Consider the following 24,895-nt stretch of genomic DNA (forward strand, 5'->3'; position numbering starts at 1 on the left):
CTTACGAAAGAAAGTTGTTTTTGGTTTAAGTTAAATCAAAACAAGCCCAGAGATTCGATGTGCGCGGCGCGATCGCGTGTTGCGTAGTACATTGCGTTTAGAACTTCAAGCGCAGTTAATTTACCAAAGGTATCTGTAATTATGACAGCAATTCAAGAGGCAATTGTTAATAAGCCTGCTTTTTGCGATGGAATTCAATATTTTGGTGAAGAAATGCCAGAATTTGAGAAATTTGGGAAATCGCCAGCAATAGAAGAGGGGAAAGATGCGATCGCATCCACCACAGATCCGGCTGCTGTCTTCCAAACTTTACTTTATGCCGACGCTTTGCGGTACCTTATCCTGCAAGTTACAGCCTCTAAAGCATCAGGACACCCTGGAGGTTTCGCTTCTCAAGCGGAAGCTTATGCCTCTTTGGTGATGCTGGGTCACAAGAATATCATCACCGAAGTTGGACATCACGCCCCTGGATTTTATAGTGCCATGTTTCTCGATCGGTCGCTAGAAGACATGGGGATAGAAACAGTACAACAATTGCGCGATCGCTTCCGAGAAAAACACGGACTCCTGGGACATCTTTCCGGCTACATTCCCGGCATTTTAGCCCCCGCAGGTCCCCTCGGACAAGGGCAACACTTCGCAATGGCAGCAGCTTTACTCCACCGCGACAAACTTTTCCCCTTTACTCTCGGTGACGGCGGTTTAGGCGAACCATACATTATGAGTGGGATGGGACACTTCCACACCGCTTATCCGGATGTCACCAACTTTTTACCCGTGTTGGTTTGGAACGGCTACAGCCAGGAACACCATAGCATGGTGTCCACCAAATCCAACGAACAGATGATTAACTACTGGCGCGGTAACGGGTTTGAAGAAGTTATCTTAGTCAACGCCAAAGACTATGACGATCAAAATCAGCCTGGAGATTACGTCGATAGTACCGCCTTCTCCTTCGAGAAGCGCTTAGAATTTACCAAAGCTGTTCTCGTCGGCGTGGATAAAGCTGCAAAATCTGCCCTTGGCGGCAAACTTACAGTATTTATCATCAAACAGCTAAAAGGTGCAGGTGTCCACGCACTAGGGGCAAAATCTCACAACCTCTATCCCAAAGATACCCTGGATGCTCCCCATATTATCAGTGCCTTGAAAACGCGCGCTTTGTCACCTGCTGCATGGGAATTAGTAAGGACAAATTGCGTCAACGCCGGCGGTGGCCCGGCGGCGAAAACAGCCGTGACAGAATTTGAATTACCGTTACCAGACTTAGGCGAACTTCCCTTAGAAGAATATCCCGTGGGTGGAGATGCTAAAGTTTCCACAACCGCAATGGGACGTTTAGTGGGAAAAGTTGGAGAAATAGACAAAAACTATCTTGTCACCAACGCCGACGGTAACGAAGCTTCTGGTATCGCCAACATTAACCAAGCGCTGAAAATTATCCACCCCACAGTTGACGACTTGTATAACCAAGCACCAGGCGGACAAGTTTACGAACCGCTAAGTGAAGATGCTTGTGCAGGCTTAGCTGCTGGTATAGCTTTGATGGGAGGACGTACCCTGTGGTGTTCCTACGAATCCTTCGCCATCAACGGTGTACCAATTTGGCAAACCGTGACGCAAGCGATCGCAGAATTGCGCCGTCCGACTCCCTCTACTATTACCTTATACACCGCCGGAGCATTAGAGCAAGGGCGCAACGGATGGACGCACCAACGTCCAGAAATTGAAGCTTATTTCGCCGCCATGATGCGGAATGGCAACGTTTTCCCCCTGTTTCCCCCCGACGCTAACAGCATCCAAGTTTGCTATGACTGGGCGCTAACAACTAAGAATAAGGGAGTTGTCATTACTGCTAGTAAGTCGCCACTACCAATTCGCACAACCTTTGAACAAACCCGTCAAGCTTTGCGCGATGGTGCCATTGTGCTGCATGAAATCCCCGGTGACAAGATGGTAGTCTTTGCCGTAATTGGCGACATGACGCTAATGCCTGTTTTTGAAGCCGCCGCCTTCCTAGAAACCGAACAAATTGGCGTGCGAATTGTCTCCGTTATCAATCCTCGCCGTTTGTACCGTCCCTCTGATGTGTTATGGGATACCTGTTCTCAAGCTGATGACGGTTTCTTAGATGATGCTGCATTTGCCAAGCTATTTGATGGCGATGCACTGGTTGGTGTCACAGGTGGCGCTTCCGGGATGCTGGAACCGATCATGCTGCGGAGTAGCTGCAAGCGCGACACTTTCGCCTGGAAGCGTGGAGAAACTACAGCCAGTGCTGGTGAGTTGATGGCATTTAATGGTTTAACCGCCCAAGCGTTGACAAAACGCGCTCAGGAATTGCTGCATTAAACTCTGTAGCTGAATGTGAGGTGATATCCCTGCCTAGTTTTCTATCAGCTAGGTAGGGGTCAACTTAAAACTAAAATATTTTGCAGCTATGCGGCCTGATTTAGAAGCTTTGGAAATTAGCCAGGGAGAACTCAAAAGGCTAACTGGCGTAGACTTCGATCTTGATGTATGTTGCTTACTTGGTAACTTACTTACAAGCGTTGCTGTATATATTCTTTTTGTTATTCTCGGCTACTTTATTGAGTTTCCCAAAATAATAGCAGTTGTAACAATTACAACTGCTATAGGTAGTATTACATGGGCAATTAAGTCTATTGATAACAAAGATAGAAAAAAGCTGATAAATTTGCTCAATGAAGTTAATAAATATAATGCAGCTATTAAATCTATAAATGTTAGTGATGACCTAGAAGAAGCAGGGAATATAAAATTCAAAATAGATAACCGGAGAAAACTAATAAATGCCTTGGGACTCACGAGAGCAGATGTAGTCCGAGCGCTGAAAACAGAAAAAGTTTTGCGGCTAAATAAGGATTTTATTGCTAGTAATTAAGACCTGTTTACCAATAACCTCCTATCGCTGACAGAATTGAAAATTAGCGCCCAATCAAGTCAGGAAGGGCGGTTACTTGATGAAGAATTACAGATTGCAGTAAACGTACAAGAGGAAATGCGAAAGTTACTAAATAGTCGTTAAAGTCATTGGAGCGATCGCATCCCTTCTATACCCCCTTAAATGCGTAAAGAGAAGGGTTGGGGAGAATGCGATCGCATTCTATTACAATTGAATTTAGATTTGCTGGTGCGCTGTGTTTTAATCCCCTCAAGACTGGAAGCGAGAAAAGAGTTTCTGTAGGGGATTCGCCTTCCGCATTGATGGAACCCTTGCAGAGGGGTCAGGGAATTGCCAGCTTACCTGCCTTGGCGATCCCCAGCAACTACAGAACAGTGGTGGTAAAATCTTTGGATATCATTAAAGCATTCCATACACCAAAAGATAGCAAAATGGGATGAAACAGTGTCTTGGATTACTCTGAGAACCAACTGCGCCCGCTGGGAAGCCGAATTAATGCAGCAAATGCTGCTCGGTCATCAAATCCCTAGTCGGATTATCGACCTCGGTGTGGCACCTTATTTTGGTGCTGGGTGTCCTACTGCCTTACAAGTGCGATCGCAAGATCAGTGGGAAGCCCTGCTAATATTAAGTCCAGTTGAGGAACAGCCTTAAGGCGCAAGAGAATTAATTTTTTAATAAGGATTTAACGGTCTTCATGTCTTTATTTGATTGGTTTGCAAATCGACGAAAATCAGAGCCAATTAGTCAACAACCACAAGAGCGAGAAATTGCGGATGGGCTGTGGACGAAGTGCGAGGCTTGTGGTGTACTGGCTTATACCAAAGACTTGCGCGCTAACCAAATGGTTTGCCTAGAGTGCAACCATCACAGCCGTGTATTCAGCGATGAGCGCATCCGCCAGCTAATTGATGCTAATACCTGGATGGCAATTGACGATCATCTGTCTCCCAGCGATCCGCTGAAGTTCCGCGATCGCAAACAATATAGCGATCGCATCCGCGAAATGCAAGAAAAAATCGGTCTGCTGGATGCCGTGCAAACAGGGATGGGGCAACTAGAAGGCTTGCCCATCGCCCTTGGTGTCATGGACTTTCGCTTTATGGGCGGTAGCATGGGTTCTGTAGTAGGGGAAAAACTCACCCGCCTAATTGAACGAGCGACTTGGGAAAGTAAGCCAGTAGTGATAGTCTGTGCTTCCGGCGGTGCCAGGATGCAAGAAGGAATGTTAAGTCTGATGCAGATGGCGAAAATCTCCGGCGCACTGGAGCGTCATCGAGAAGCCAGACTGCTCTATATCCCCGTTCTCACCCACCCCACCACAGGCGGCGTTACAGCTTCTTTTGCGATGTTGGGAGACATCATACTGGCAGAGCCAAAAGCAACCATCGGCTTTGCAGGGCGGCGAGTGATTGAGCAAACCCTGCGCGAAAAGCTACCAGATGATTTTCAGACATCGGAATATTTACTACAGCACGGCTTTGTAGACGCAATTGTGCCTCGCACTGGGTTAAAGAAAACTCTGGCGCAGCTAATTAGCCTGCACCAACCCATCTCCCCTGTACCGTCGATGATGCCAGTACCAGAAGCACTGAGAGTTGGTTTCTAGGTAAGCGAAGCGATTCTCAACAGAACCAGTTTTTCCTTTTGAGAGGAAAGCGATCGCGCCAGATGGGATGATATTGATATTAGATCGGCTCATCTAAGCACCATCATGGGGTTTGCAGACCTGTCAATTGCAGAAATCGCCGCAGACTACAGCTTCCCAGTAGAGGAGGTCTGTAATCTGTGCCAACAGTTGGGAATCGCCTATAAAACCCCCCAGACTCGTCTAGCTCTGGAGGATGCCAAGGCTATTATTTCTAAGATTCTGTCTCAAAAACGGGGATCGGGTGCTGACGAAGGGTAAAATTAATCCCGACCAACCACCCTAAGCCTCTACTGTCGATTTTCTTTTTGACAACGGACAAAGCTTCTAATCGCCCTTTTTGATGGGTCGGCACTTATGCACCCTTCTTAAGAGCGGTTTATAAGGTTGAGTCCTTAGCTTGTGTTGTGGAACAAAAACTCGCGCAAAACTTTTTAAGGAGAACCATGCTTAAGCGATACATAAGTCTGGCTATAACCACTGTATTTTGCACTTTTGTGCTACTTGTCGGTCGAGCGATGGCAGTAGAACTGAACCCAGACGTTCGCACCATACCCTTGAACGGTCAAGGGGAACAGGTGACATTGAGCCTGAAACAAGTTGCAGAAGGCAAACGTTTATTTAACTATGCCTGCGCTCAGTGCCATGCTGGAGGTGTCACGAAGACCGATTTTAACATCGGTCTGTCACCAGACGACCTAGCTGGTGCAACCCCACCACGTGACAATATTGCCGCTCTGGTGGATTATATGCACCATCCCACGACCTACGACGGAGAAACACCTATCTCTGAGCTGCACCCCAGCACAGAAAGCTCCGATATTTACACAGTGATGAGAAATCTCACGGAAGATGACCTGTATGCGATCGCTGGTCACATCCTCCTCCAGCCGAAAATTTTAGGCGAACAGTGGGGCGGCGGTAAAGCCGTGCGCTAAGAGAAAATTTGTTCAAGACACGATTTATCGCGTCTTGAGTTAAGAGTTAGGAGTTATGAGTTATAAATTTTAAATTAACTCTCAACTCCCAACTCTTCTCAACTCAAAAGCCTCTCAACTCCACGCCCCTATTATGCTGCGTCAATTACTCTCACTTCGCCGTCTATTTTTGATTTTGGGTATCTGCCTTTTGGTCTTCACGGTCAGCTTACCAGCGTTTGCCGCAGACACCTATATTCGGCAGTACCTGCGCGTTACTGAGCCAATCTCCTTAGACTTAGATGAGCAAGGTCAGACTCGCCAATTCTCCGCTGAAGATTTATCCGCAGGTAAGCGACTGTTTGAGCAGCACTGTCTAAATTGTCACGTCGGCGGCGCTACCTTACCCGATCCCACAGTGTCTCTGTCCCTAGCAGACTTGCATGGTGCCACTCCACCCCGCGACAATATCAACAGTTTAGTCGCCTTTCTGCGGGAACCAATGACCTATGACGGCAGCGAAGAAACCTTTTGGTGTCGTCAAGTGCCGGAAAGCTGGATGCCGCATCAGGATGTGGAAAATATAGCCGGATTTATACTCAGGGCAGCGCAGAAGGCACCGGGATGGGGTACAAATAATTTTTGACCCCCGCTTCCTTTAAGGATGCAGCCATCTATTGCAAAATTATGAAAAAAAATAGTATGACAGCTTGTCAAAGATAAAGGTAAAATATTGATAAAGAAATTAAATTGTCAATTTTGGGAGGAAACGATGAAATTGAAAATGACATTTTCACGAAGCATAGGTTTACTAATTTGCACAATTATGCTAGTAATCTCTAGCTTTGTGATGTCAGTTTCTCCTGCATCAGCAGACAGCTACACCGTGAAAATGGGTACTGACCAAGGGCTGCTGAAGTTTGATCCGGCTAATATCACGATTAAGCCCGGTGACACAGTTAAGTTTGTTAATAATAAACTTGCTCCCCACAATGCTGTTTTTGATGATAAGGGAGTGCCAACTGGAGATAAGGCACTAGCAACTAAACTGACTCACACTAAGTTACTCTACTCTCCTGGTGAGTCCTACGAGGCAACTTTCCCAGCAGACACACCACCAGGTACTTATACGTACTATTGCCAACCTCACCGTGGCGCTGGAATGGTTGGTAAAATCACAGTTGCCGGGTAAGATAGCCTTACCATCCATGTGACGCTCGTTATTCAGAATTGCCGCTGAGGTTTAAGCTTTCTTCTCCTCCTTGGTAACAAAAAAGCCTTGCAGAATCTTAGAATAGTTTTGCAAGGCTTTTTTGTATTGACTTGCTCCATAAAAAATAGGAGAACCAAGTTGAGGAAACTGTTATCGGTTGTACTGATGGTTACGCTTGTGTTGATTGCCTTGACTCGTCCAGTAGCAGCTGATACAGTAAGTGGTGCCAAAATCTTCAGCGCCAACTGTTCTGCTTGTCACATGGGCGGCGGCAACGTTATTATGGCTAATAAAACTTTGAAAAAAGATGCCCTAGATAAGTACAGTATGAACTCAATGGAGGCGATTGTAACCCAAGTAACAAATGGCAAAAATGCTATGCCAGCCTTCAAGGGGCGTCTAAACAAACAACAAATTGAGGACGTTGCCAGCTATGTTATGGAAAAGGCAGAAAAAGGCTGGTAATCTTTCCAGGCTTTCATCGTAACCCCATAACTAGACCCCTTTAGAATGTGCGAGGGGTCTTTTGTTTTCAGGAGTTCATCGGCGATCCATATCCCTAGAGATGGAGTTTAATCCTAGATATCTATCCAGAGGTCAAAAGACAGCAACAAAGAAATTAAGTTATGTTATTTCCAGTCTTTGGATAGTTAGGAAAAACGCTTGTGGTTCCTTTACGCGATGATAATCCCACACGCATCACTCCATATGTTACTTATGGACTGATTGCTGCGAATATTTTGGTTTTTTTATATGAGCTGACTTTAGAACCACAACAGCTGGAGGGATTTTTCCGCGTCGCCGCTGTCGTTCCCTGCCAACTCTCAAGCACCTGTCCCAATACAGTAGGATATCAGCAGATACCAGAGTGGCTGACGCTTGTAACGTCCCAGTTCCTGCACGGTGGTTTTTTACACTTGGCAGGAAATATGTTGTTTTTGTGGATTTTTGGTAACAACGTTGAGGACAAACTCGGTCACGTTAAATACTTAATTTTTTACATTACTTGCGGCGTTTTGGCATCTTTAAGTCAGTGGTTTTTTTCCGCTAACTCTGCTATTCCTTCCTTGGGGGCGAGTGGCGCGATCGCAGGCGTTCTAGGAGCCTACGTTCTCAGATTTCCTCAAGCAAAAGTTCTGACCTTAGTTCCCCTCGGCATTTTCTTAACCACTTTTCGCATCCCTGCTCTTTTCTTCCTAGGTTTTTGGTTTTTGCAGCAAGCTTTATATGGCGTTGCCAGCCTAAATGCACCAACTAACATCGGCATGGAAAGTGGTGGAATTGCTTACTGGGCGCACGCTGGGGGTTTTGTTTTTGGGGCAATCTTAGGACCACTGCTGGGATTGTTTTCCCCAGATCCAGAAACAAATTCTTACTAACGACGCTTACATTAAGGCAAAAGGCAACAAGAGTCTTTCTTGTTGCCTTTTACCTTTTATCTAGTTAGCGCTTTATAACCTGGGGTGGTACTTTTTCTCTCGCAGGGGTAGGAGACTCTAATTCTTCTTCTTGTTCGATCTCGGTTTCGTCCTCCTCCGGCATCACATCTGCAACCTCAATTGGCTTATCTACACCATTGATAATCGCTCCCAACAGCGGCAGTTCGTCTTCGCTCAACTGATCGATTGCCTCTGCTAGGATACTTTCCTGAGTAAATCCTGGTCTAGTCACCAGAACCATGCCATCTACATAAGGTTCTAGTATTAGGGCATCATTACAGCGGGTAAGAGGAGGAGAGTCGAGAATCACCATGTCAAAACGACCCCGCGCATCTTCGATCAGCCGTCTAAGTTCGCTAGATTCTAGAATAGCCGCAGGGTTACGCACCGGGCCTGGAGTAGGTATGATGTACAGATTCTCAATGTCTGGAACCAAACGGATGCACTCGCTTAGTTGCGCGTAGTAGCGGAGAGGTTCGGCGCTGGCGGCGGGATCGGGCGAGACCTTAAGAAACTTGGAGCTAGAAGGCGATCGCAAATCCGTTTCTATAATCAAGGTACGCTTGCCAGCACAAGCGGACGCGATTCCCAAATTATAAGCACTCACCGTTTTACCTTCAACAGCGATCGTGCTGGTCAACAACAGCACCTTGGCTGGTTTTTCACTCGCCCGCCGGAGATTACTGCGGAACCGCTCGTAATACTCGTGATAAACAGAATCTTGCTTGAGCAAAATTGGCGTTTCGCCCAGCTGCGGATCGAGGATAGTCACAAAAGGCAATTCGCCCAGCAGCGGCACATCCCGGTTTTTCAGGGCTGCACGCACTTCCTCGACCGTGTAGAACGTACCATCTAGCATAGCCAGCAGGAAAATCAAGCCCCCGCTGACCAACACACCCACCAAGGCTCCTATTAACATCGTCATCGGTAAGCCTTGGCTTCCCCCTTCGCCAGCAAGGACTGTTGGCGATCCGGCAATGCTGAGACTGGGGACAGTCTCAGCTTCTGCTGCCCTAGCATCTACTAAAGCCGCCTGCATCTTATCAAATAGACCTTGTTTCAGCGCCACCTGCTGTTGTAGCCGCGCTTGCTCCAGCTGCTTATTGGGAATTTTCACATACTCAGCACGCAGTTGCTGCTCTGTCTTGCGGCTAGCCAAAAGTTGCTGTGTGAGGGTTTCGCGCTGAGTTTGTAAATTTACCAAAGTGTTGGCCAGCTGTTGCCGTGCTGGGTCGAGGCTGCTGTCTTGGCGAATTCTGGCACTAGGTAGAGGTGCTACCACACCGTTTCCACCCATTACTTCAGCTGCTCTAGACGATAGCAGTTGCTCGTAGGCTTGTAGCTGTTGTCTGAGCTGAATTATTTGCGGGTGTTCTGATCGCAAATCCCCCTGGAGAATTTTTAGCTGCGTCTCAGTTTGATAAATTTGCGATCGCAAGTTGCCAATAATCGGATCGGCGCTCAGGGCAGAAGACGTGTAAGCTTGCTCTGGCGTTAACCCCAACTTGTTTTGGATGCTACGAATTTGGGTATCCACCCCCTCCAACGTCATTTGAATCTGACGTTGCTGCCCTTCAGATCCCGTAATCCCCCCTAATGTAGTGCCATCCTGAGCCGCCAAGATCGCTGGCCCTTCAATGCGGACATACCGCTCTAGTTTCTGTTCAGCTTCGCGGAGTTCCTGCTTAACCTTCGGCAACCGCGCCTCTATAGATTTAATAATTTCTAGTAACCGTGCGCTATTAATCGCACGGCTCTGCTCCACCATTTTCTGCCTCAGCGCTTCTACAGTTTCAGCTGCTCGCTTCTCGTCATTATCGACATAAACAACTTGAATTACGTTTGGCCCATCTTCCTTCGGTAGCTTCACCTCTACATTTTTAGCAATTTGCTTCGGATCGACCTTCACTCGCGCTGCTGCCCCTTTGACAACATTCTCAGCTAGCAGCATCTCCGCAGTCAGTTCCTTCCCCTGCTGCTGAATCGTTTGTGTCGTCGTCGAAAACGGTGCAATCGGCCCGTTATATGCTAGAACCCCTGTAGCCCTGTAAAGGGTGGGTGGTGGTGGCTGCATACCCACTACAGCCGAGGCAGCTACAATGATCGAAAAGCTAGTTAATCCAATCAATTTATGTTGATCGAGAGCAATCAAATAACGTTTGACAATGGGAGGAGTCATAATCGTTTTAGAAGAAGCTATTTAGGAAATAGGGATTAAGAAATAGAATCTATGACGTAGAAATTAAGAATCAACCTCAATAATTTTTAGTACCTTTACCTTTATTAGTTAAGCATTTTCCCTTCCTCTTTCTTAATAAAGTTGCAATTTTTCACCTAATTTCCTGAGTCCGAATTGTTCCCCCCCGGACCAAACAGGATAGTGGTTTCTTCTCCAAATTGCCTTAGAAACAAGAAAAATTGCAATATATCTCGGAAGGGTGCAGTATAGGTAGTTAAAGCATAGGAAATTTTACCTAAAAGGCTGCGACCTACGACGATAACATCGTTATTCTGGAGGGGGACATTTTGAGAAACATCTCCCATTAAAGCTGCTTTCCCGTCTATTTTCTGGGTGACAGCTTTGCCGCGTTCCTGATCGAAGCGAATCAAGGCGATTTCTCGCAAATTCGCATTGTCTGGATTTGGGACGAGTGCGCTTAAAGCATCAACAAAGTTACTACCATTAGCCAAGGTAATATTCCCAATTCCCCTACCAGCGTAGCTCAAAACTCGGATGTTGATCTGCTGCTGGGATATTGTGGAGCGAGAAACCAGCGTGCGGTCATAGGTTTGCTCGGTGCCGACTTCTATTCTCGGTACAATCACCGCATCGCCATCCTGTAGGCGCAAATTCGGTAAAGCCTGTCCGTTAGCCAGTGGTGTAAACAAATCAACCCTTTGCTCAATAATCGAGCCATCAAAGAGCGATCGCCGCACCAAAACCGAACGCAAATCTGCTTGATTAGTGCTTCCCCCGGCAGTCAGCAACGCCGCCGTCAGTACAGAACCTGGGCCTAGTGTGTAGTAACCAGGTTTCACCACCTCGCCGCTAATTGTGACTTGGGTTGGACGTGCAGAAGCTAAAGTTAAAGTTACATCAGGATCAATATAAAAACGGTTGAAGCCCAAGCGAATTTTTTCTTGTGCTTCTTCCAAGGTAAGACCTTGTACTGACACCCTTCCCACTTGCGGCACTACAATATCGCCTTGTTGATTAACTTGGGCTTGAAAATTCAATTCCGGACGAGGCGTAGAGAGTGAGAGGGTCACAGCCGGATCAACCACAAAGCGGTTTAAGCCCAAGCGAATTTTTTCTTGGGCTTGTTGCACAGTTAAACCTTTGAGCGATACTCTTCCCAGTAGCGGCACTATTATGTTGCCGTCTAGATCAATAGCGGTTTGAACATTCAAATCTGGAAAACGCTGAACTAAAAGGCTAACTACATCTCCTGTTCCCAAGCGGTAGGCACCTAGAGGGCGCTGAACTACAACGTTAATTACATCTCCAATCCCTAACTGGTAGCGGCTAAACTGCGGCGACGGAGTTCCCTCTAAGAGCGGTTGCTGGGTAGGATAGCCTACAGGTGGCGGCGGACTCGTGGGATCAACGGGAGCAGGAGGCACTACCACAGGAACCTGCGGCAGCTGCGCCTGAGCGTTAGGGTGTGCAGTCACAGGTGTTGCCGATGCCTGTCGAGTCCATAGGAAGACACCACCCAACAGCGTGTAAGCACTCGTTTGGAGACTGAGTAGGGAGAGGGCTGTAAAGCGGCGCAACGGAATTTTAGTCATTAATCAGTAGCCAGTAGTTAATTGCTAATGGCTAATTGCTAATTGTCAATTGCCATTAGCGATTAGCTGGATGTAAAACGTCTGCCATTAAGGCAGCTTGAACCGTTTGACCGAGTGATTCAGCTAGAGGCTTAGCGGTTTCTAAGTCAGCCAAAGGTTCCATCGGAATCAGGATGCTAACAGCAGTCCAAGGCAAGCGGTGGCGTTGCAACTGAGCCATTTGATCCGCCCAGAACCAAGTACTGGGTGCAGGGTTGCCCCCTCCAGGCCAAGCGTACCACTGTAGAACAGCGAAGGTTTGCTGCTGAGTCCAACCGCGAAAGAAACGGGCTTCCACTTTGGCATCTGCTGACGACGTAGAAGTGGATTTTACAGTAAACGGCAACTGGCGGTATGAGTCTGTATCCCAGCTAAACTGAAACCGACGATTAGAATTCTTATCTGTTTGCGAAAGCTTCCTATACTGAAACTCCCTTCCCATAAAGCCGTTAACATCCATCCACTCTACCTCTGGCTGATCCTTTTGACTGACTTGAGGTAAAAGCAGTAAAGTTACCTGACTCTTTTCATCCCGCTGGAGTTCCTGAATAGACCATTTATGGCCGCCAATGGTTTCGACCTGCTGTTGTTTAGTTTGCCATCCGGGAAGCGCTAGCCCATTCTGTCGTAAGCTTTTGAGTTGTTTGAAGTTGGTAACTTGTGGAGGATTTACCCAAGCCCAATTTCCGCTCAAGTAACTGGGAACTGCTCCAATTGCAATCAGCACGATGAGAAAACACAGCAAGACGACTTGGGAAACTGGAAGGTGCAATAACTTGGGCAGTCTCATGCTTCATCCTTGAGAGGTTCATCTGGGATAAATTTTTCGATGGCATTTAGTAGAAGCACGATTAAACCCAGCATACAGGCAGAATAAACGTCACCGCCCCACCCTTCGTGCAGCCACTCAAAAGCATGGTCTTGACCTGTGCCATGAAAGAAAGTCAGCAGGGTATTGCGGACGATATTACCACTGACGCTGATGGCGATCGCACCAACTAACAACAACATTGTCGTCCGGCGAGAAATCCATGCACCAGTCCAGTACAGCAACAACATAGCTACATAAAGACTGGTGAACAACATCTTCAGACCAGCACAAAAAGGCGCAACTTCCACAATTCGTCCACCGACAAACAAGTAAATTTGCTCGACGGTGACATTCATGCCAAATTGATTCAGAATAAAGCCAGCTGTCCCAGCAATAAATTGCTGTAAGGGCAAGGTATAGGGAGCAAGCAGGTAGGGAATTTGGGTTGGTGTTGCTAGAAAGATGAACAACAGTGGGAAACTTTGAAGTTTCAAGCCTGGTAATCCTTTCAGCCACAGGCAAAGCCCGGTTAATACAGCAGGAAAAGATAAATTTACCAGGTCAGGTATCCTACTGAGATACAATGCTCCTCCCAATCCCAGCAATGCGGCACCGAAGAGATTATTTTTGTCTGGCAATTGTTGCCACTGCTGTCGTTGCGTCCAGATAATATAGGCGGCGAAAGGTAAACCGATTAGACCGTGGCTGTAATATTCATGTTCAATGCTGATGTTTTTGTGCAGCCAGCCATCGTACCAGTACCAGATTAGGGGAGCGTACAATATCACCAGTAGACCGATGATGGCTGTCTCTACTAAGTAGCGTTCGATGGCAATGGGATTTTTTCGTTCAATGTGCATGATTTTACTTTGTTAGTTATTTTCTTTTTTTTTAACGCAAAAAATGCAAAGTTATTCTCTGCCTACCTTTGCATTTTTTGCGTTAAAATTCATGATTTTTTCTAAACACAGAGGCTGTGCAAGGCATCAACGACTTGATGGATTTGGGTGTCGCTGATGCCGGGATACATGGGTAAGGATAAAATTTCTTGGGCTAGGGTTTCTGCTTGGGGGAAGTCTCCCATGCGATAACCCAAATTCTCAAAGGCTGGTTGAAGATGGCAGGGTATGGGGTAGTGGATTCCAGTTTGAATGCCAATGGCTGCTAGTTTGTCTTGGATGGTTTGCCTGTCGAGGGGGCAGGGTTCGGTAATCCGGACGACGTAAAGGTGATAAATGTGACCTTTGCCGCTTTGGTTCTGCATGGGGAAAATTCCCATGCTACGCAGTGCTTCAAGTAAGGTGTCGTATTTGGCAGCAGCTTGGTTGCGTGAGGAGTTCCAGTCGGCAAGATGGGGGAGTTTGATGTTGAGTACGGCTGCTTGTAGGGTATCGAGTCGGCTATTGGTTCCAGGTTCGGTGTGATAATATTTGCGGGGGGAACCGTAGTTGCGGAGACTTCGCATTTTCTGCGCCACTGCTTCATCGTTAGTAATAACCATGCCTCCATCCCCCAATGCGCCTAAGTTTTTACTGGGGTAGAAGCTAAAGGCTGCTGCTTTGCCAACGGAACCACCGCGATAACCTTCTCTTTCAGCTAGGTGTGCTTGGGCTGCGTCTTCAAATATGATCAGGTTATGGGCATCGGCAAAGTCTCGCAATTGGCGCGGCGATACCATTTGTCCGTAGAGATGTACGGGAATTATTGCCTTGGTTTGGGGAGTAATGGCTTTTTCTGCGGCTTTGAGGTCAATTAAGGCGGTTTGGGGGTCGCAATCAACTAAAATCGGTTTGGCACCAGCGCGGATAACGCCAATCAAGGTGGCGATGAAGGTGTTGGTAGGTAAGATTACTTCGTCACCAGTACCAATGCCACAGGCTTCTAATCCGAGAGCGATCGCATCTGTTCCCGAAGCTACCCCAATACCATAAGATACTCCGCTGTCTGACGCAAACGCCGCCTCAAACTCAGCTACAGCCTTACCTAGTATAAAATCTCCCCGCTGGATTACACCCCGCACCGCCTCTTCCATCTGAGTTTGAATTGGCTGGTGTTGAAGGTGAAGATCCACAAAGGGAATTGTTGTCGTAATGTTCATGGCGTTGGGTAATTAATGTTAGGGGTAGTTCTAGAAACAATTTTCCTGAAGATCCCTGATAATCTGCCACACTAATGCGTTTGGCTGTATCTACAGTGCTTGTTGAGCGAAAGGCTTACTTTTTTAGAGTAAGTTTTTTACTGTTTGCCCAGCTAAATACCAGTTTAAGCGATACTCTTACTTCATAAATGAAGATAAAGTAAAGCTTTTTACATTGACAAGATTAACCAAATCAGCATTGAATTATCTCAACTAATTTTAATCAATATTTATTTTTGAGGTATTTAAAGATATTTTCCAAATATAAAAAGGGCTAATTAGACTATTAGTAAGAAGCTCCATCTGACAAGCTGCTATAAGATCGTCTTTTATTGCCATTTTGTATTTTATTGAATGGAATAATATTTTACGGATATCGTTAAGCATATAGGCAAAAAAAGCTAGAGGTCTTTGCCAAGGTTTAACGCTCAACATCCGAGTTCGGTGGCGGCTCAAACCAATGCCGCGGCATAGTTTGATGAGATATTCTTTCTCTAAACGCCAGTGAGGTATGCGATGGTAAAGACACATTTGGGGGTTATACCAAATTTCCCATCCAGCTTGTTGAATATGTAATAGCGCTTCCAAATCTTCTCCGGCAAGCATACTATTTCCAATTCGCCCATGAAGAATAAACTGCTGGGGAACATTTTCCAGCCAAGCTTGGCGACGTACAACTAATCCAGCCCCAGGCGGCAATAACTTTTTGTGTGGTTCGTATAGCAGAGCATTTGCACCTCTGTCAGTTACTGCCAGTAGTGGCGCAATTCTCTCAAAGTTTTCTGGGGGTGTAATTTCAAATTCGCCATAAATGCGGCTGCCATAACCGCCAACTTTCGGGCGATCGCGCCCAAAATTGTAGGCTGCCCAAACCCATGTCGGTGTCGGTAAGTTATCGTCATCCAAAAACCCAACAAATGTGCCTTTGGCTTCTTGGACTGCACGTTGGCGGGCAAAAGCTAATCCTTGGCGGGGTTCAAAACAATACTTCAAAGGATAAACTTTAGACCAGTTGGCTTGGTAGTCTTGAACAACTTTTGCTGTATTGTCAGTGCTGTTATTGTCAATAACCAGAATTTCCCAGACAAAGTTCTCGGTGTGAGTTTGCGATCGCAATCTGTCCAGAACTTCCGGTAAGCGGGTTTCCCCGTTATAGGTCGGGATGGCGACTGTAAAATCAACTAACATCCTCTTTCAGAAAATCTCATATAAGGGGTCTTCCTTCAGAGGTATGACATCCCTCTGCTGGGTGATGCTCCTCCATGTCTCTAAGTATGCCTGAAAATAATGGTTAAAGTAGCAACCCAATGAGTAAAAATCTAGCAGTGCAAATTGCCAACATTGTAGACAATTGCTGCCCCCCGCCCAGGAAACCGCAGTAACTTAAAACAAATCTTAAATATCTTTAGACAGCACTTGTCATTTTCAAAGATCAATCGCGATCGCCATCGGTCGCAAATCGACCCTCAAAATGTGGCTGGGCGGTTGAAGGAAATTGATGCCACGATTAAACTGAGTCTTGTTACTCACCTAGAGGCGTTGGGTAAGCTTAGGGTGTGCTGCGGGCGCGACACGTTTAACCGAGTATAACTGGACTGATGGCGGCGGAAATTCCAGATTGCGATCGCCAGAACTGCACAAGCGATCGCAGTACGATTCATCACAATCCCTCTATGGCAACTTATGGCGAGATAATCGCACCATTAAACTCAGTAAAGCGGGCAGCATCAGCTAATCATCTGGGTGAGAGTGTCTGTTTAAAACCCTAAAACTAAACCATGAGCATTCAGGTGGAAACGACTGTAAATAGTATTCTCTCCGTTTTGCAGCTTCCGATGCAGCAGGTAGAAGAAATTGTTGCCCTTGCACATAAAATTCTAGAAAATAATTTGCTTCCTCAGCAATTTAACCTACAGCCTAAGCGAATTGTTGGCTTAATCTTTGAACAGCCTAGTCATCGAACTAAAAATTCCTTTTCTTCAGCAGCTATGTGGCTGGGTGCCAACATTCTTGATTTATCCGACAGCTACAGAGATAGCCGCTTAAGGGGTGAATCTCTCAGTGATTTTTGCCATACAGCTGAATGTTATGTCGATTGTTTAGTGGTTCGTTCTTCCAACTCGGAATTAATTACCCAAATCAACGAACTGGTAAAAATTCCGGTCATCAATGCTGGAAATGGTCATAACGAACATCCAACTCAGGCTATAGCAGATTTTTCCGTAATCCAGAAGAATTGTCCTGACCTCAAAAATTTAAAAATATCTTTGATTGGTTGCTTACAAACAAGCCGTTGTGCTAATTCACTTGCTTTATTGTTAGCACCATTGCAACCTAGAATTTTGATGATTTGTCCCAGTGAGTTAGCACTGAAGCAAGAATATCAATCCATTGCCCAAAATCGCGGTGCTACATTTCAGCACAGCCTTAGCCTGTCAGATGCACTAAATGATGACGTACTATATTTTACTGGAGGTACATTCTTAGAGGATTTCGCCGATATTTCAGAATATGAACGCTATCATCAATGGTTTACCTTTCCCTTGGCATTTCTCAAGGATTTGTCACCCCAAGCAACGATCCTTCACCCTTTACCTCGTGGGTTTGAGTTGTCAAGTGATGTAGATAATGACAGGCGAGTAGGCATATTCGATCAGGTACGCCACGGGCTTGCGGTTCGCAAAGCGATTCTTGCTAATTTGCTGGGCGCGATGCTATAAAAGAATCGCATTGAAGAGAATTGAATTGCGTGATTTGGATGGCTCTCCAGCGCGCCGAAAGCACTTCACAAAACTTTATTCAAATTCAACTCAAATCCTGGCAACACATCCTCGCCAGATACAGTTGTGGGATGCAACACTTCTACATCTTGCCCTGGACGGTAAATTTCCACTTGCTTAGTTTTCGGGTCAATCAGCCATCCTAAGCGAACGCCGTTGTCAATATATTCCTGCATCTTTTCTTGCAGATTTTTGAGGGAATCCTGAGGGGGTGACACGCGCCCCCTCAGAAAGTTTGCACAATTTCAGATGACAGTCTCGCCAGGGAGATGCGATCGCATTTTCACTTCATTGATTAAGCCAAAGTGCGATCGCACTTTGAATTTTTGAACCGCTCTTTAGATGAAAAGGATAAGGAAGAAAGAAAAAAGAGGCGCGATCACGCCTCTTCACATATTTCAATCCCTGATAGGGATTTGTGCTTACCTAGACATTTATCCGGTAATCTGTTCACCCTTCTATTAGAGATACAGTTTACATAGAAGGGCTTAAGAGAGCCAATAGCGATTATAGGAAGCATATTTCAATCCCTGATAGGGATTTGTGCTTACCTAGACAGTTCTAGGCTAATCTGTTTGCTCTCTATGCAAAATTATAGTGTATGACAGCGCCCAATAGATACGTTATGCTACCTATTATATAAGATTCAGTAAGGATGCTAAAATTATCTACAAACCAATTACTAATACCAATTCTCTATGAAGTTGCACTTAATAAAGCCGAAACAATGTAATCCCAACCACAGATAGAAGCAACCGCTTCCGATGAGAGAGAATCAAGCACCAGCTTTAACTTGTGGCGCAATTCATCTAAATTCGTACAATGTTCCCAAGACAATTCGTACTTAATGTGTTCCCACAGACGTTCGATTGGGTTCAGCTCCGGACTTGAGGGCGGCTGAAAAATGGGAATAACATTATCGGGCCATTTTAAATCCAAACACTTGTGAAAACTGCCGTTATCCAGTTGAATCAAATTTAAACTGTCTGGATGGAGTTGGGAAAAAAGGTTTAAGAAATCTTGAAAGCAGGTACCATCTAGGTGGGAAAATTCCCAGAAAAAGCTATCGCCGCTTGCTGGTTCTACTACACCATAAAGATAAAAGTTATTTCTCTGCCAACTCACAATCCCTTCAGGTTTAACTCCTTTGAGGGTAATTTTACGTCCAGTAAGCGTTTTGAGCCCTAAGCGAGTCTCATCCTGGCACCAGTAGCGAACTGATTTGGCGCTTGCTAAATAGCGAAGAAAGACGCGAATTATGTCTGGCAGTTTTTTTTAAAGGCGGCTTGCACTTCTACGTTAGCTTTGGCGCTACGCGGACGCGCTACTTTCAATTTCGCCTGAAGCTTGTAGCGCACAATCTTATGTACCGTCTTATAAGCCAGTACGGTTTGACATTCTTGAGCCAGCCATTGCTGAATCTGTCCATAGCTATTGAATCCTTGAGGTTGAGATAAACGTTCTTTCAGTTGGTTTGTGACTTCAGCTGAGATTAAACTTGGCTTTCCTGGCGGCGTTTTGACTTCTAGCAACCCATTGATGCCGCCTTGCTGATATCGTTGTAACCACCGATATACTGTGGATTCATTTCGTCCTAGTCGCAACGACAATTCCTGCCGGGTTCTAATCGCTTGAGTTTTCAGCCAATAGAGCATCTGTAGTCTTTCTTTGGTGGTCGCGCTTCGTGCATGAGCTAATCGATGTCGTAGTTCTTCGATACTCTCATGTACTTCTACTCGAAATTGATTCCCCATACTTTTGCCACCCTGGCTCTACTTCTACTAAGTTAGTGCATCTTCATGGAGAATTGGTATAAGGTGTGTGTACAAATAACAAGCGTCACCTGAACTGGCATTCAGATGATGCTAATTAGTAAGCCCGAATCTTGAAACGGCGGCCCTGGCAGGCATCAATCCGTTTGAGAATCCAATTTTTTCTTTTTCTGTCTTGAAATCCACATGGTGTATTAAACCAAGGAGGAATTCTCATGCCTAAAAATTATACTCCAAAAACGCAAAGTAAAGGACTCAGAGAGGAACTTCCGATATTACTCTCTGTTCAGGAAGACTTTCTGAGTGGTCTGCTTGACCAAATTGAAGCGCTGAATAAGAGGCTGACCACCTTAGAATATTTACACGCTGAACAGGAAAATCGCAAAGATAAGAGTCGTGGATGGGAGTACGAGCCTGATTACTATGATGATGACTGTTGTTCAAAAGTAGACTCGTTAGAACGTGAATATTCAGAAGAGAGACGAGGAAGCTGATAAGAGGCGCGATCGCATCTGCAACTTATCCTTGAGGATGAGTAGAGTGCGATCGCGTTTTTAATGACCTAGCAGTTTATCTCGCAGATGCTTGATGCGATCGCGATATTTCGCCGCTTCCTCAAACTGCAAATTTTTCGCCGCGTCCTTCATTTGTGCTTCCAGTTGAGTAATCAACTGGGGAATATTCTCTAAAGGCAAATCGTCCACCTGTTCGTAAGCTTCTTCCAACTGTTGAGAATTCAGCCGCCGCGAGACATCTAGGTAAGCCAGAATGGAGTTATTGACTTTTTTGATAATCGGTTGGGGTGTAATATTGTGCATTCGATTGTACGCACTCTGAATTCCCCGCCGCCGATCAGTTTCGTCAATGGCTTTCATCATGCTATCGGTGAAATTATCAGCATAGAGAATAGCTTGACCCCGGACGTGACGCGCCGCACGACCAATAGTTTGAATAAGCGATCGCTCTGCGCGTAAGAAACCCTCTTTATCAGCATCCAAAATCGCTACCAGAGAGACTTCTGGCAAATCCAAACCCTCTCGCAGCAAGTTAACCCCAATCAGCACATCAAACTTACCCTCTCGCAAATCCTGCAAGATTTCGATCCGCTCAATTGAGTTAATCTCCGAGTGCAAATATCTTACCCGAATCCCCCGATCTTGCAGATACTCCGTCAAATCTTCCGCCATGCGCTTAGTTAAAGTGGTGACTAGCACCCGTTCGCGCTTGTCAATCCGATCTTTAATCTCACCCAGCAAATCGTCAATTTGTCCTTCCGTTGGACGCACAAAAATTTCTGGATCGAGTACGCCAGTCGGACGGATCACCTGTTGTACTACCCGATCCTCTGACTGTTCGATCTCCCAGTTACCGGGAGTCGCAGAAACAAAAATACACTGATTCACCTTCTCCCAAAACTCCTCCGACTTCAGAGGACGGTTATCAGCAGCGCTGGGGAGGCGAAAACCATGCTCAATCAGCACCTTTTTTCGCGCTTGGTCGCCATTGTACATCCCCCGGATTTGCGGGACGCTAACGTGAGATTCATCCACCACCAACAGCCAGTCTTTGGGAAAATAATCAATCAAAGACTCTGGCGGTTCTCCCGCACGCCGACCTGCTAAATGTCGGGAGTAGTTCTCAACGCCGTTGCAATATCCTACTTCCCGCAACATTTCCAAATCGTAGCGAGTGCGCTGATCTAGTCGTTGCGCCTCTAGTAATTTCCCGGCTTTTTCTAATTCTTCCAGCCGATCTTTGAGTTCCTGTTCAATATCGTTGCAAGCGGCTTCGAGTCTGTCTTCTGGGGTAACAAAGTGACGCGCTGGGTATACATTCAAAGCATCCATGCTCTGAAGAATTTCGCCTGTCACCGGGTCAACGTAGCGAATCGCATCAATCTCATCCCCGAAAAATTCTACCCGGATAATTCGGTCTTCGTAAGCGGGGCCAATTTCCAAGACATCACCCCGAACGCGGAAACGTCCTCGTCCGATTTCCATGTCGTTGCGACTGTATTGCACTGAGGCTAAGTCTCGCAACAACTCGCGTTGATTGACTTCCATTCCCATTTTTAGGGGAATTGCGGCTTTCAGGTATTCTGAGGGAATCCCCAAACCGTAAATACAGCTGATGGAAGCAACGACGATAACATCTCGGCGTTCAAAAAGCGATCGCGTCGCCGAATGTCGCAGCATATCAATCTCGTCGTTGATGGCTGCACTTTTCTCTATATATGTGTCGGTGACGGGAATATATGCTTCTGGCTGATAGTAGTCGTAGTAACTGACGAAATACTCCACCGCGTTATGGGGAAAGAATTCCCGCAACTCATTACACAGTTGTGCAGCTAAGGTTTTGTTGTGCGCCAGCACTAGCGTCGGCTTGGCTACTTTGTCAATAACCGCTGCTACTGAGAATGTCTTTCCGGTTCCCGTCGCTCCCAGTAGGGTTTGGAAGCGATCGCCTCTTTGTACGCCTTGAGTCAGTTGCGCGATCGCTTGCGGCTGATCGCCTGTCGGTTTAAAGGGAGCTTCCAGACAAAATTGCGCCATACAGTGTTAAAAAAATCACTTTTTGTGCAAAGGGAGTCTTAGCGATCGCTAGACACCACTCTCTTATGGTAGCTATTTGCTCAGTCGATGCCGGGAAGTAGGGACTGGGGATTGGGAAAAAGTCTTACCTCCTCACCAATTCCTCATCCTCAGTCCTTTTTTAATAATTTTTAACCATTTATATTTTCTATATACAACCATCAAAATATCTATAGTTTTCTATGTTTTTTTAAATTACACTCAGATTAACCGGATCAACCCAAACTTCGGAATTTTTCTACATTATTGGCGCAGTCACTTAACAATTGAGAGGCGTGGAATCATGAGCATTACCAGCACTGCTAAAGTGAAAAATCCTACCCAACCTAAGATTGCCAATCCTAAACTTAACGGAGAAACCACAGTTCAAGTCGATAATGTTAAAATTCAGGAAAGCCAAAATCTGAATAGAGACAATAAGACGAAAGTCATTCCGTTACCCGCGCCAGCCGAATCCTCAGATTCCAATCACCTAACAATTTCAGGGAACTTTCAGATTTCGGACACAATTAATCTGGCGGGTATTCGTCCAATTGCTTCTAGCGATTTCCGAGTTCTTGAAACAGTCAATCTGGCGGGAGTTCGTCCAATTGCGTCAAGTAACCTGCAAGTTTCTGAAACCATCTCCTTGATGGGACGTCCAATTACCTCCAGTAAACTAAAAGTTTCTGAAACCATTTTAATGTCTGGTCTTCGTCCAATCGCTTCAAACTATAGCGAGGATGACATTCTTATTGGTTATCTGGATTAAACCAGAAAGTAATAGTTACCTCTTGAGAAACCCGGTTTGCTAAAGAAACCGGGTTTTTAATATTTACAATTGAATCATTATGCGGACGCTGCTGTGTGAGGAGTGAGCCGACATCTATCTTGGGAAATATCAATTAATCAGTCTTTAAGCATATATAAAGAGTAAGAAATATTGATCCCCACCTAGTATGCCTGACGACAGAAGGCTATGTAAAAAATTTCAGATACATTTAATACATAAGCAAAAAGATAGCGGTGAAAAACTCAACGCATTTTCAAAATAAAAGCTGTAAAAAAATAGGGAGAAGGAAAATGAGTGTAGAAGATAGAGCAAATGCAACTGGCAAAAATATTGAAGGAAAAGCCCAAGAAGCACTAGGCAATCTTACAGGCGATCCGGAAGATAAAGCCGAAGGTAAAGCTAAGCAAGCTGAGGCTGAAGTTCGCCACACTGGGGAAGACCTCAAGGATAAAGCTAAAGATCTGATCGATCGGGCGTAAGTCTTACTGATGCAGGGTTTAGGTAGCTGCAAGATTATCTAAGCCCTGTAACAGGATTACCGCCAACAAAACAACCGATAATTCTTTTAAAACCGCTATTTTTTTGAGGACAAGCCTATGAATTTATTTCAAAAAAGCCGAAAATTTTTGGCTGCATTAGCATTGGTATTGGTTCTTACCATTACCACCTCTTGTGCTAGTGCAACTCAGGCTAAACAACCTACTCTACCATCTGCTGCTAATAGCCAACCCAGCTATCAACTGTTAGAACGCGGTAGCACAGTAGCAGGCCAAGATTTCGGAAATTGGGTAGTGCAGACTGCTAAAGGATTGGTTAATGATGCTTACGTGCGGGATAACAACAAATTAGGGGTTGTAATTTCGCCGCAAGTGCGTCCAAATGAAGTTAAAGATTTATCCAAATCTTTAGTTCAAGGATTCCACAAGAATTTCCCAAACCAGGATTTAACTGTTTTGATGTATGCACCTGATAAGAAACTGATTTTGACTGCGAAGTATGACGTTCAGTCAAAGCAGATTCAGTATCAAGGCGCATAGTCCAACAGGACATCAAAAACCATCCTTATAGACGCTCTAAACCGCGTCTCAACTCAAAATTTAATAAGTTTTTTCGTGATTGAACCAGGAGATAACAAAAATGAGCAGCAGCGAACAATATAAGCATCAAATAATGAACGATTTAGCTGGGGGTAACAGCGAATCTCTGGAAGATGCTCCTAGCGATCCGACAAAGGATTACCAAAGTTTTGATGATTTTGCTCAACGTTCCTCCAGAGATGAGCGTCGTCAATTGTTCGGACGTTCCCTGCATCCAAACAGCATTCCGCCAGCGCAGATGGAACCGGAATTGCAAAAAGCGATCGCGCAAATTAAACCAAACGAACGCGATGATGTAGCCAAGGAATTCTTCAAGCATTTGAAGCAAAGGGGATTAAGCGATCGCCAACTTGAGCAACAGTTGGGACTTTCTACCCATAACCCTAAGCACATGAGTGCTGATGATGTCAGCAAACTGGCTTCCTTTACCTATCACAGCCACCCGGATATCTTCCAAGAAGTGTTAGCAGATCAGCCTGCGGTTGTCAAGTTTTTGAGCAATCCAATGGTTGCAGCCGTCTTTGGTATTGTGGCTGCTAAGTGGCTAAGCAATCACAAGCACTAAAGCGATCTAAAACTGAATTAAACGTTGGTTGTTGAAACTTAGGCGATCCGGAAGCGATCGCCTTTTTTTGCATGGTTTCTACCTGCACTGTTTTTTCTTGTAGGTAGATATAAGCCACGTTGTATCTAGGATCGTAAGTAAGTTTCATAAAATATTGTCCTTAAAAGAATTGCAGGGTAAGAGCATCTTAATCAGGCTTGACACAAGGAATCAGAAGAATCTAAGGTAGGGTCAAGAAAACAAGAACTGAGAACTTGAATCATATAATCATCATCCATAGCGGCTCGTTTACTCTTTTGCCTGAGACTACGTTTGTAAGTCTGTTCTCGGTTAAGGGCATTGAGAGCAATGCGCCGTAGAAGAGCAAAATTCTGAGGACTGTGGAAAGAACGAATA

At 45.5% G+C, this 24,895-nt stretch carries 29 protein-coding genes and 2 pseudogenes; 19 read left to right on the forward strand and 12 right to left on the reverse strand.

Features of this window, described 5'->3' with window-relative positions; all coding sequences use genetic code 11:
* Positions 1-141 precede the first annotated feature (141 nt).
* The 11 genes from H6F66_RS26465 (at position 142) to H6F66_RS26515 (ending at position 8,083) form a co-directional block, all read left to right on the forward strand.
* On the forward strand, positions 142-2,352 hold the full coding sequence (locus H6F66_RS26465) for a phosphoketolase (protein ID WP_190427957.1): 2,211 nt from the start codon (positions 142-144) through the stop codon (positions 2,350-2,352).
* A gap of 88 nt (positions 2,353-2,440) precedes the next feature.
* Positions 2,441-2,905: a hypothetical protein gene (locus H6F66_RS26470; protein WP_190427959.1), complete on the forward strand. Its 465-nt coding sequence runs from the start codon at positions 2,441-2,443 to the stop codon at positions 2,903-2,905.
* Positions 2,906-3,114: 209 nt separating this feature from the next.
* Positions 3,115-3,366: a hypothetical protein gene (locus H6F66_RS26475; RefSeq protein ID WP_190427961.1), complete on the forward strand. Its 252-nt coding sequence runs from the start codon at positions 3,115-3,117 to the stop codon at positions 3,364-3,366.
* A 4-nt stretch (positions 3,367-3,370) separates the two neighbouring features.
* The gene (locus tag H6F66_RS26480; RefSeq protein ID WP_190427963.1) at positions 3,371-3,580 is read left to right on the forward strand and encodes a hypothetical protein; all 210 of its coding nucleotides are present in this window, start codon (positions 3,371-3,373) and stop codon (positions 3,578-3,580) included.
* 43 nt (positions 3,581-3,623) lie between these two features.
* A complete protein-coding gene (gene accD / locus H6F66_RS26485) occupies positions 3,624-4,535 on the forward strand; it encodes an acetyl-CoA carboxylase, carboxyltransferase subunit beta (RefSeq protein ID WP_190427966.1) in 912 nt (303 codons plus the stop codon).
* 105 nt (positions 4,536-4,640) lie between these two features.
* Positions 4,641-4,835, forward strand: a complete 195-nt coding sequence (locus H6F66_RS26490; RefSeq protein WP_190427969.1) for a translation initiation factor IF-2 — start codon at positions 4,641-4,643, stop codon at positions 4,833-4,835.
* A gap of 185 nt (positions 4,836-5,020) precedes the next feature.
* On the forward strand, positions 5,021-5,512 hold the full coding sequence (psbV, locus tag H6F66_RS26495; RefSeq protein ID WP_190427971.1) for a photosystem II cytochrome c-550: 492 nt from the start codon (positions 5,021-5,023) through the stop codon (positions 5,510-5,512).
* Positions 5,513-5,645: 133 nt separating this feature from the next.
* Complete coding sequence (gene psbV2 / locus H6F66_RS26500) at positions 5,646-6,137, forward strand: photosystem II cytochrome PsbV2 (RefSeq protein ID WP_190427973.1); 492 nt, start codon at positions 5,646-5,648, stop codon at positions 6,135-6,137.
* 138 nt (positions 6,138-6,275) lie between these two features.
* Positions 6,276-6,683 carry a plastocyanin gene (gene petE, locus H6F66_RS26505; protein ID WP_347269429.1) on the forward strand — a complete coding sequence of 136 codons (408 nt, stop codon included), beginning with the start codon at positions 6,276-6,278 and terminating at the stop codon, positions 6,681-6,683.
* 159 nt (positions 6,684-6,842) lie between these two features.
* Positions 6,843-7,169: a cytochrome c6 PetJ gene (gene petJ / locus H6F66_RS26510; protein WP_190427977.1), complete on the forward strand. Its 327-nt coding sequence runs from the start codon at positions 6,843-6,845 to the stop codon at positions 7,167-7,169.
* A gap of 200 nt (positions 7,170-7,369) precedes the next feature.
* Complete coding sequence (locus H6F66_RS26515) at positions 7,370-8,083, forward strand: rhomboid family intramembrane serine protease (RefSeq protein ID WP_190427979.1); 714 nt, start codon at positions 7,370-7,372, stop codon at positions 8,081-8,083.
* 64 nt (positions 8,084-8,147) lie between these two features.
* Here H6F66_RS26515 and H6F66_RS26520 read toward each other — a convergent pair whose 3' ends face one another.
* The 6 genes from H6F66_RS26520 to hpsE form a co-directional block, all read right to left on the reverse strand.
* Complete coding sequence (locus H6F66_RS26520) at positions 8,148-10,322, reverse strand: polysaccharide biosynthesis tyrosine autokinase (protein ID WP_190427980.1); 2,175 nt, start codon at positions 10,320-10,322, stop codon at positions 8,148-8,150.
* 155 nt (positions 10,323-10,477) lie between these two features.
* Positions 10,478-11,935 carry a polysaccharide biosynthesis/export family protein gene (locus H6F66_RS26525; RefSeq protein ID WP_190427984.1) on the reverse strand — a complete coding sequence of 486 codons (1,458 nt, stop codon included), beginning with the start codon at positions 11,933-11,935 and terminating at the stop codon, positions 10,478-10,480.
* Positions 11,936-11,990: 55 nt separating this feature from the next.
* Entirely contained in the window at positions 11,991-12,764 is a 774-nt protein-coding gene (locus H6F66_RS26530) for a cyanoexosortase B system-associated protein (protein WP_190427985.1), read from the reverse strand.
* On the reverse strand, positions 12,761-13,645 hold the full coding sequence (crtB, locus tag H6F66_RS26535; RefSeq protein ID WP_190427988.1) for a cyanoexosortase B: 885 nt from the start codon (positions 13,643-13,645) through the stop codon (positions 12,761-12,763). The genes H6F66_RS26530 and crtB overlap by 4 nt, the downstream gene beginning before the upstream one ends.
* Positions 13,646-13,746: 101 nt before the next feature.
* Positions 13,747-14,883, reverse strand: coding sequence for a DegT/DnrJ/EryC1/StrS family aminotransferase (locus tag H6F66_RS26540; protein WP_190427990.1), 1,137 nt, complete (start codon positions 14,881-14,883; stop codon positions 13,747-13,749).
* Between the two features lie 258 nt (positions 14,884-15,141).
* Positions 15,142-16,110: a hormogonium polysaccharide biosynthesis glycosyltransferase HpsE gene (hpsE, locus tag H6F66_RS26545; protein WP_190427992.1), complete on the reverse strand. Its 969-nt coding sequence runs from the start codon at positions 16,108-16,110 to the stop codon at positions 15,142-15,144.
* Between the two features lie 228 nt (positions 16,111-16,338).
* Between hpsE and H6F66_RS26550 the strand changes: the two genes are divergently transcribed.
* The 3 genes from H6F66_RS26550 to H6F66_RS26560 are packed head-to-tail and all read left to right on the forward strand — an operon-like array spanning position 16,339 to position 17,642.
* Positions 16,339-16,512 carry a hypothetical protein gene (locus H6F66_RS26550; protein WP_190427995.1) on the forward strand — a complete coding sequence of 58 codons (174 nt, stop codon included), beginning with the start codon at positions 16,339-16,341 and terminating at the stop codon, positions 16,510-16,512.
* Positions 16,513-16,520: 8 nt separating this feature from the next.
* The gene (locus tag H6F66_RS26555) at positions 16,521-16,691 is read left to right on the forward strand and encodes a hypothetical protein (RefSeq protein WP_190427997.1); all 171 of its coding nucleotides are present in this window, start codon (positions 16,521-16,523) and stop codon (positions 16,689-16,691) included.
* A 9-nt stretch (positions 16,692-16,700) separates the two neighbouring features.
* On the forward strand, positions 16,701-17,642 hold the full coding sequence (locus tag H6F66_RS26560; protein WP_190427999.1) for a hypothetical protein: 942 nt from the start codon (positions 16,701-16,703) through the stop codon (positions 17,640-17,642).
* A gap of 65 nt (positions 17,643-17,707) precedes the next feature.
* Here the strand turns inward: H6F66_RS26560 and H6F66_RS26565 are convergent.
* The 3 genes and pseudogenes from H6F66_RS26565 to H6F66_RS27920 all read right to left on the reverse strand — a co-directional run.
* Positions 17,708-17,905 (reverse strand): annotated as a pseudogene (locus H6F66_RS26565) (Uma2 family endonuclease); the annotation flags it as partial.
* Positions 17,906-18,398: 493 nt separating this feature from the next.
* A complete protein-coding gene (locus H6F66_RS27915) occupies positions 18,399-18,971 on the reverse strand; it encodes an IS630 family transposase (RefSeq protein WP_199313385.1) in 573 nt (190 codons plus the stop codon).
* Entirely contained in the window at positions 18,959-19,456 is a 498-nt protein-coding gene (locus H6F66_RS27920; RefSeq protein ID WP_199313368.1) for a helix-turn-helix domain-containing protein, read from the reverse strand. The genes H6F66_RS27915 and H6F66_RS27920 overlap by 13 nt, the downstream gene beginning before the upstream one ends.
* Positions 19,457-19,689: 233 nt before the next feature.
* Between H6F66_RS27920 and H6F66_RS26575 the strand changes: the two genes are divergently transcribed.
* Positions 19,690-19,968, forward strand: coding sequence for a hypothetical protein (locus tag H6F66_RS26575; RefSeq protein ID WP_190428001.1), 279 nt, complete (start codon positions 19,690-19,692; stop codon positions 19,966-19,968).
* A 60-nt stretch (positions 19,969-20,028) separates the two neighbouring features.
* Here the strand turns inward: H6F66_RS26575 and uvrB are convergent, their stop codons facing one another.
* Positions 20,029-22,026, reverse strand: coding sequence for an excinuclease ABC subunit UvrB (gene uvrB, locus H6F66_RS26580; RefSeq protein WP_190428003.1), 1,998 nt, complete (start codon positions 22,024-22,026; stop codon positions 20,029-20,031).
* 322 nt (positions 22,027-22,348) lie between these two features.
* Between uvrB and H6F66_RS26585 the strand changes: the two genes are divergently transcribed.
* From H6F66_RS26585 to H6F66_RS26600, 4 genes are all read left to right on the forward strand, one after another.
* A complete protein-coding gene (locus H6F66_RS26585; RefSeq protein WP_199313369.1) occupies positions 22,349-22,816 on the forward strand; it encodes a hypothetical protein in 468 nt (155 codons plus the stop codon).
* Positions 22,817-23,127: 311 nt separating this feature from the next.
* A complete protein-coding gene (locus H6F66_RS26590; protein WP_190428005.1) occupies positions 23,128-23,316 on the forward strand; it encodes a CsbD family protein in 189 nt (62 codons plus the stop codon).
* Positions 23,317-23,433: 117 nt separating this feature from the next.
* Entirely contained in the window at positions 23,434-23,874 is a 441-nt protein-coding gene (locus H6F66_RS26595; protein ID WP_190428007.1) for a hypothetical protein, read from the forward strand.
* Between the two features lie 100 nt (positions 23,875-23,974).
* Positions 23,975-24,499, forward strand: coding sequence for a hypothetical protein (locus tag H6F66_RS26600; protein ID WP_190428009.1), 525 nt, complete (start codon positions 23,975-23,977; stop codon positions 24,497-24,499).
* Here H6F66_RS26600 and H6F66_RS27925 read toward each other — a convergent pair.
* Together H6F66_RS27925 and H6F66_RS28115 are read right to left on the reverse strand one after the other, a co-directional pair.
* Positions 24,471-24,647: a hypothetical protein gene (locus H6F66_RS27925; RefSeq protein WP_199313370.1), complete on the reverse strand. Its 177-nt coding sequence runs from the start codon at positions 24,645-24,647 to the stop codon at positions 24,471-24,473. The two genes, H6F66_RS26600 and H6F66_RS27925, sit on opposite strands and share 29 nt — an antisense overlap.
* A 43-nt stretch (positions 24,648-24,690) precedes the next feature.
* A pseudogene (locus H6F66_RS28115) lies at positions 24,691-24,895 on the reverse strand (ISAs1 family transposase); the annotation flags it as partial.

Source organism: Trichocoleus sp. FACHB-6 (assembly GCF_014695815.1).
In the GTDB taxonomy this organism is placed as follows: Bacteria; Cyanobacteriota; Cyanobacteriia; order Cyanobacteriales; family FACHB-T130; genus Funiculus; species Funiculus sociatus.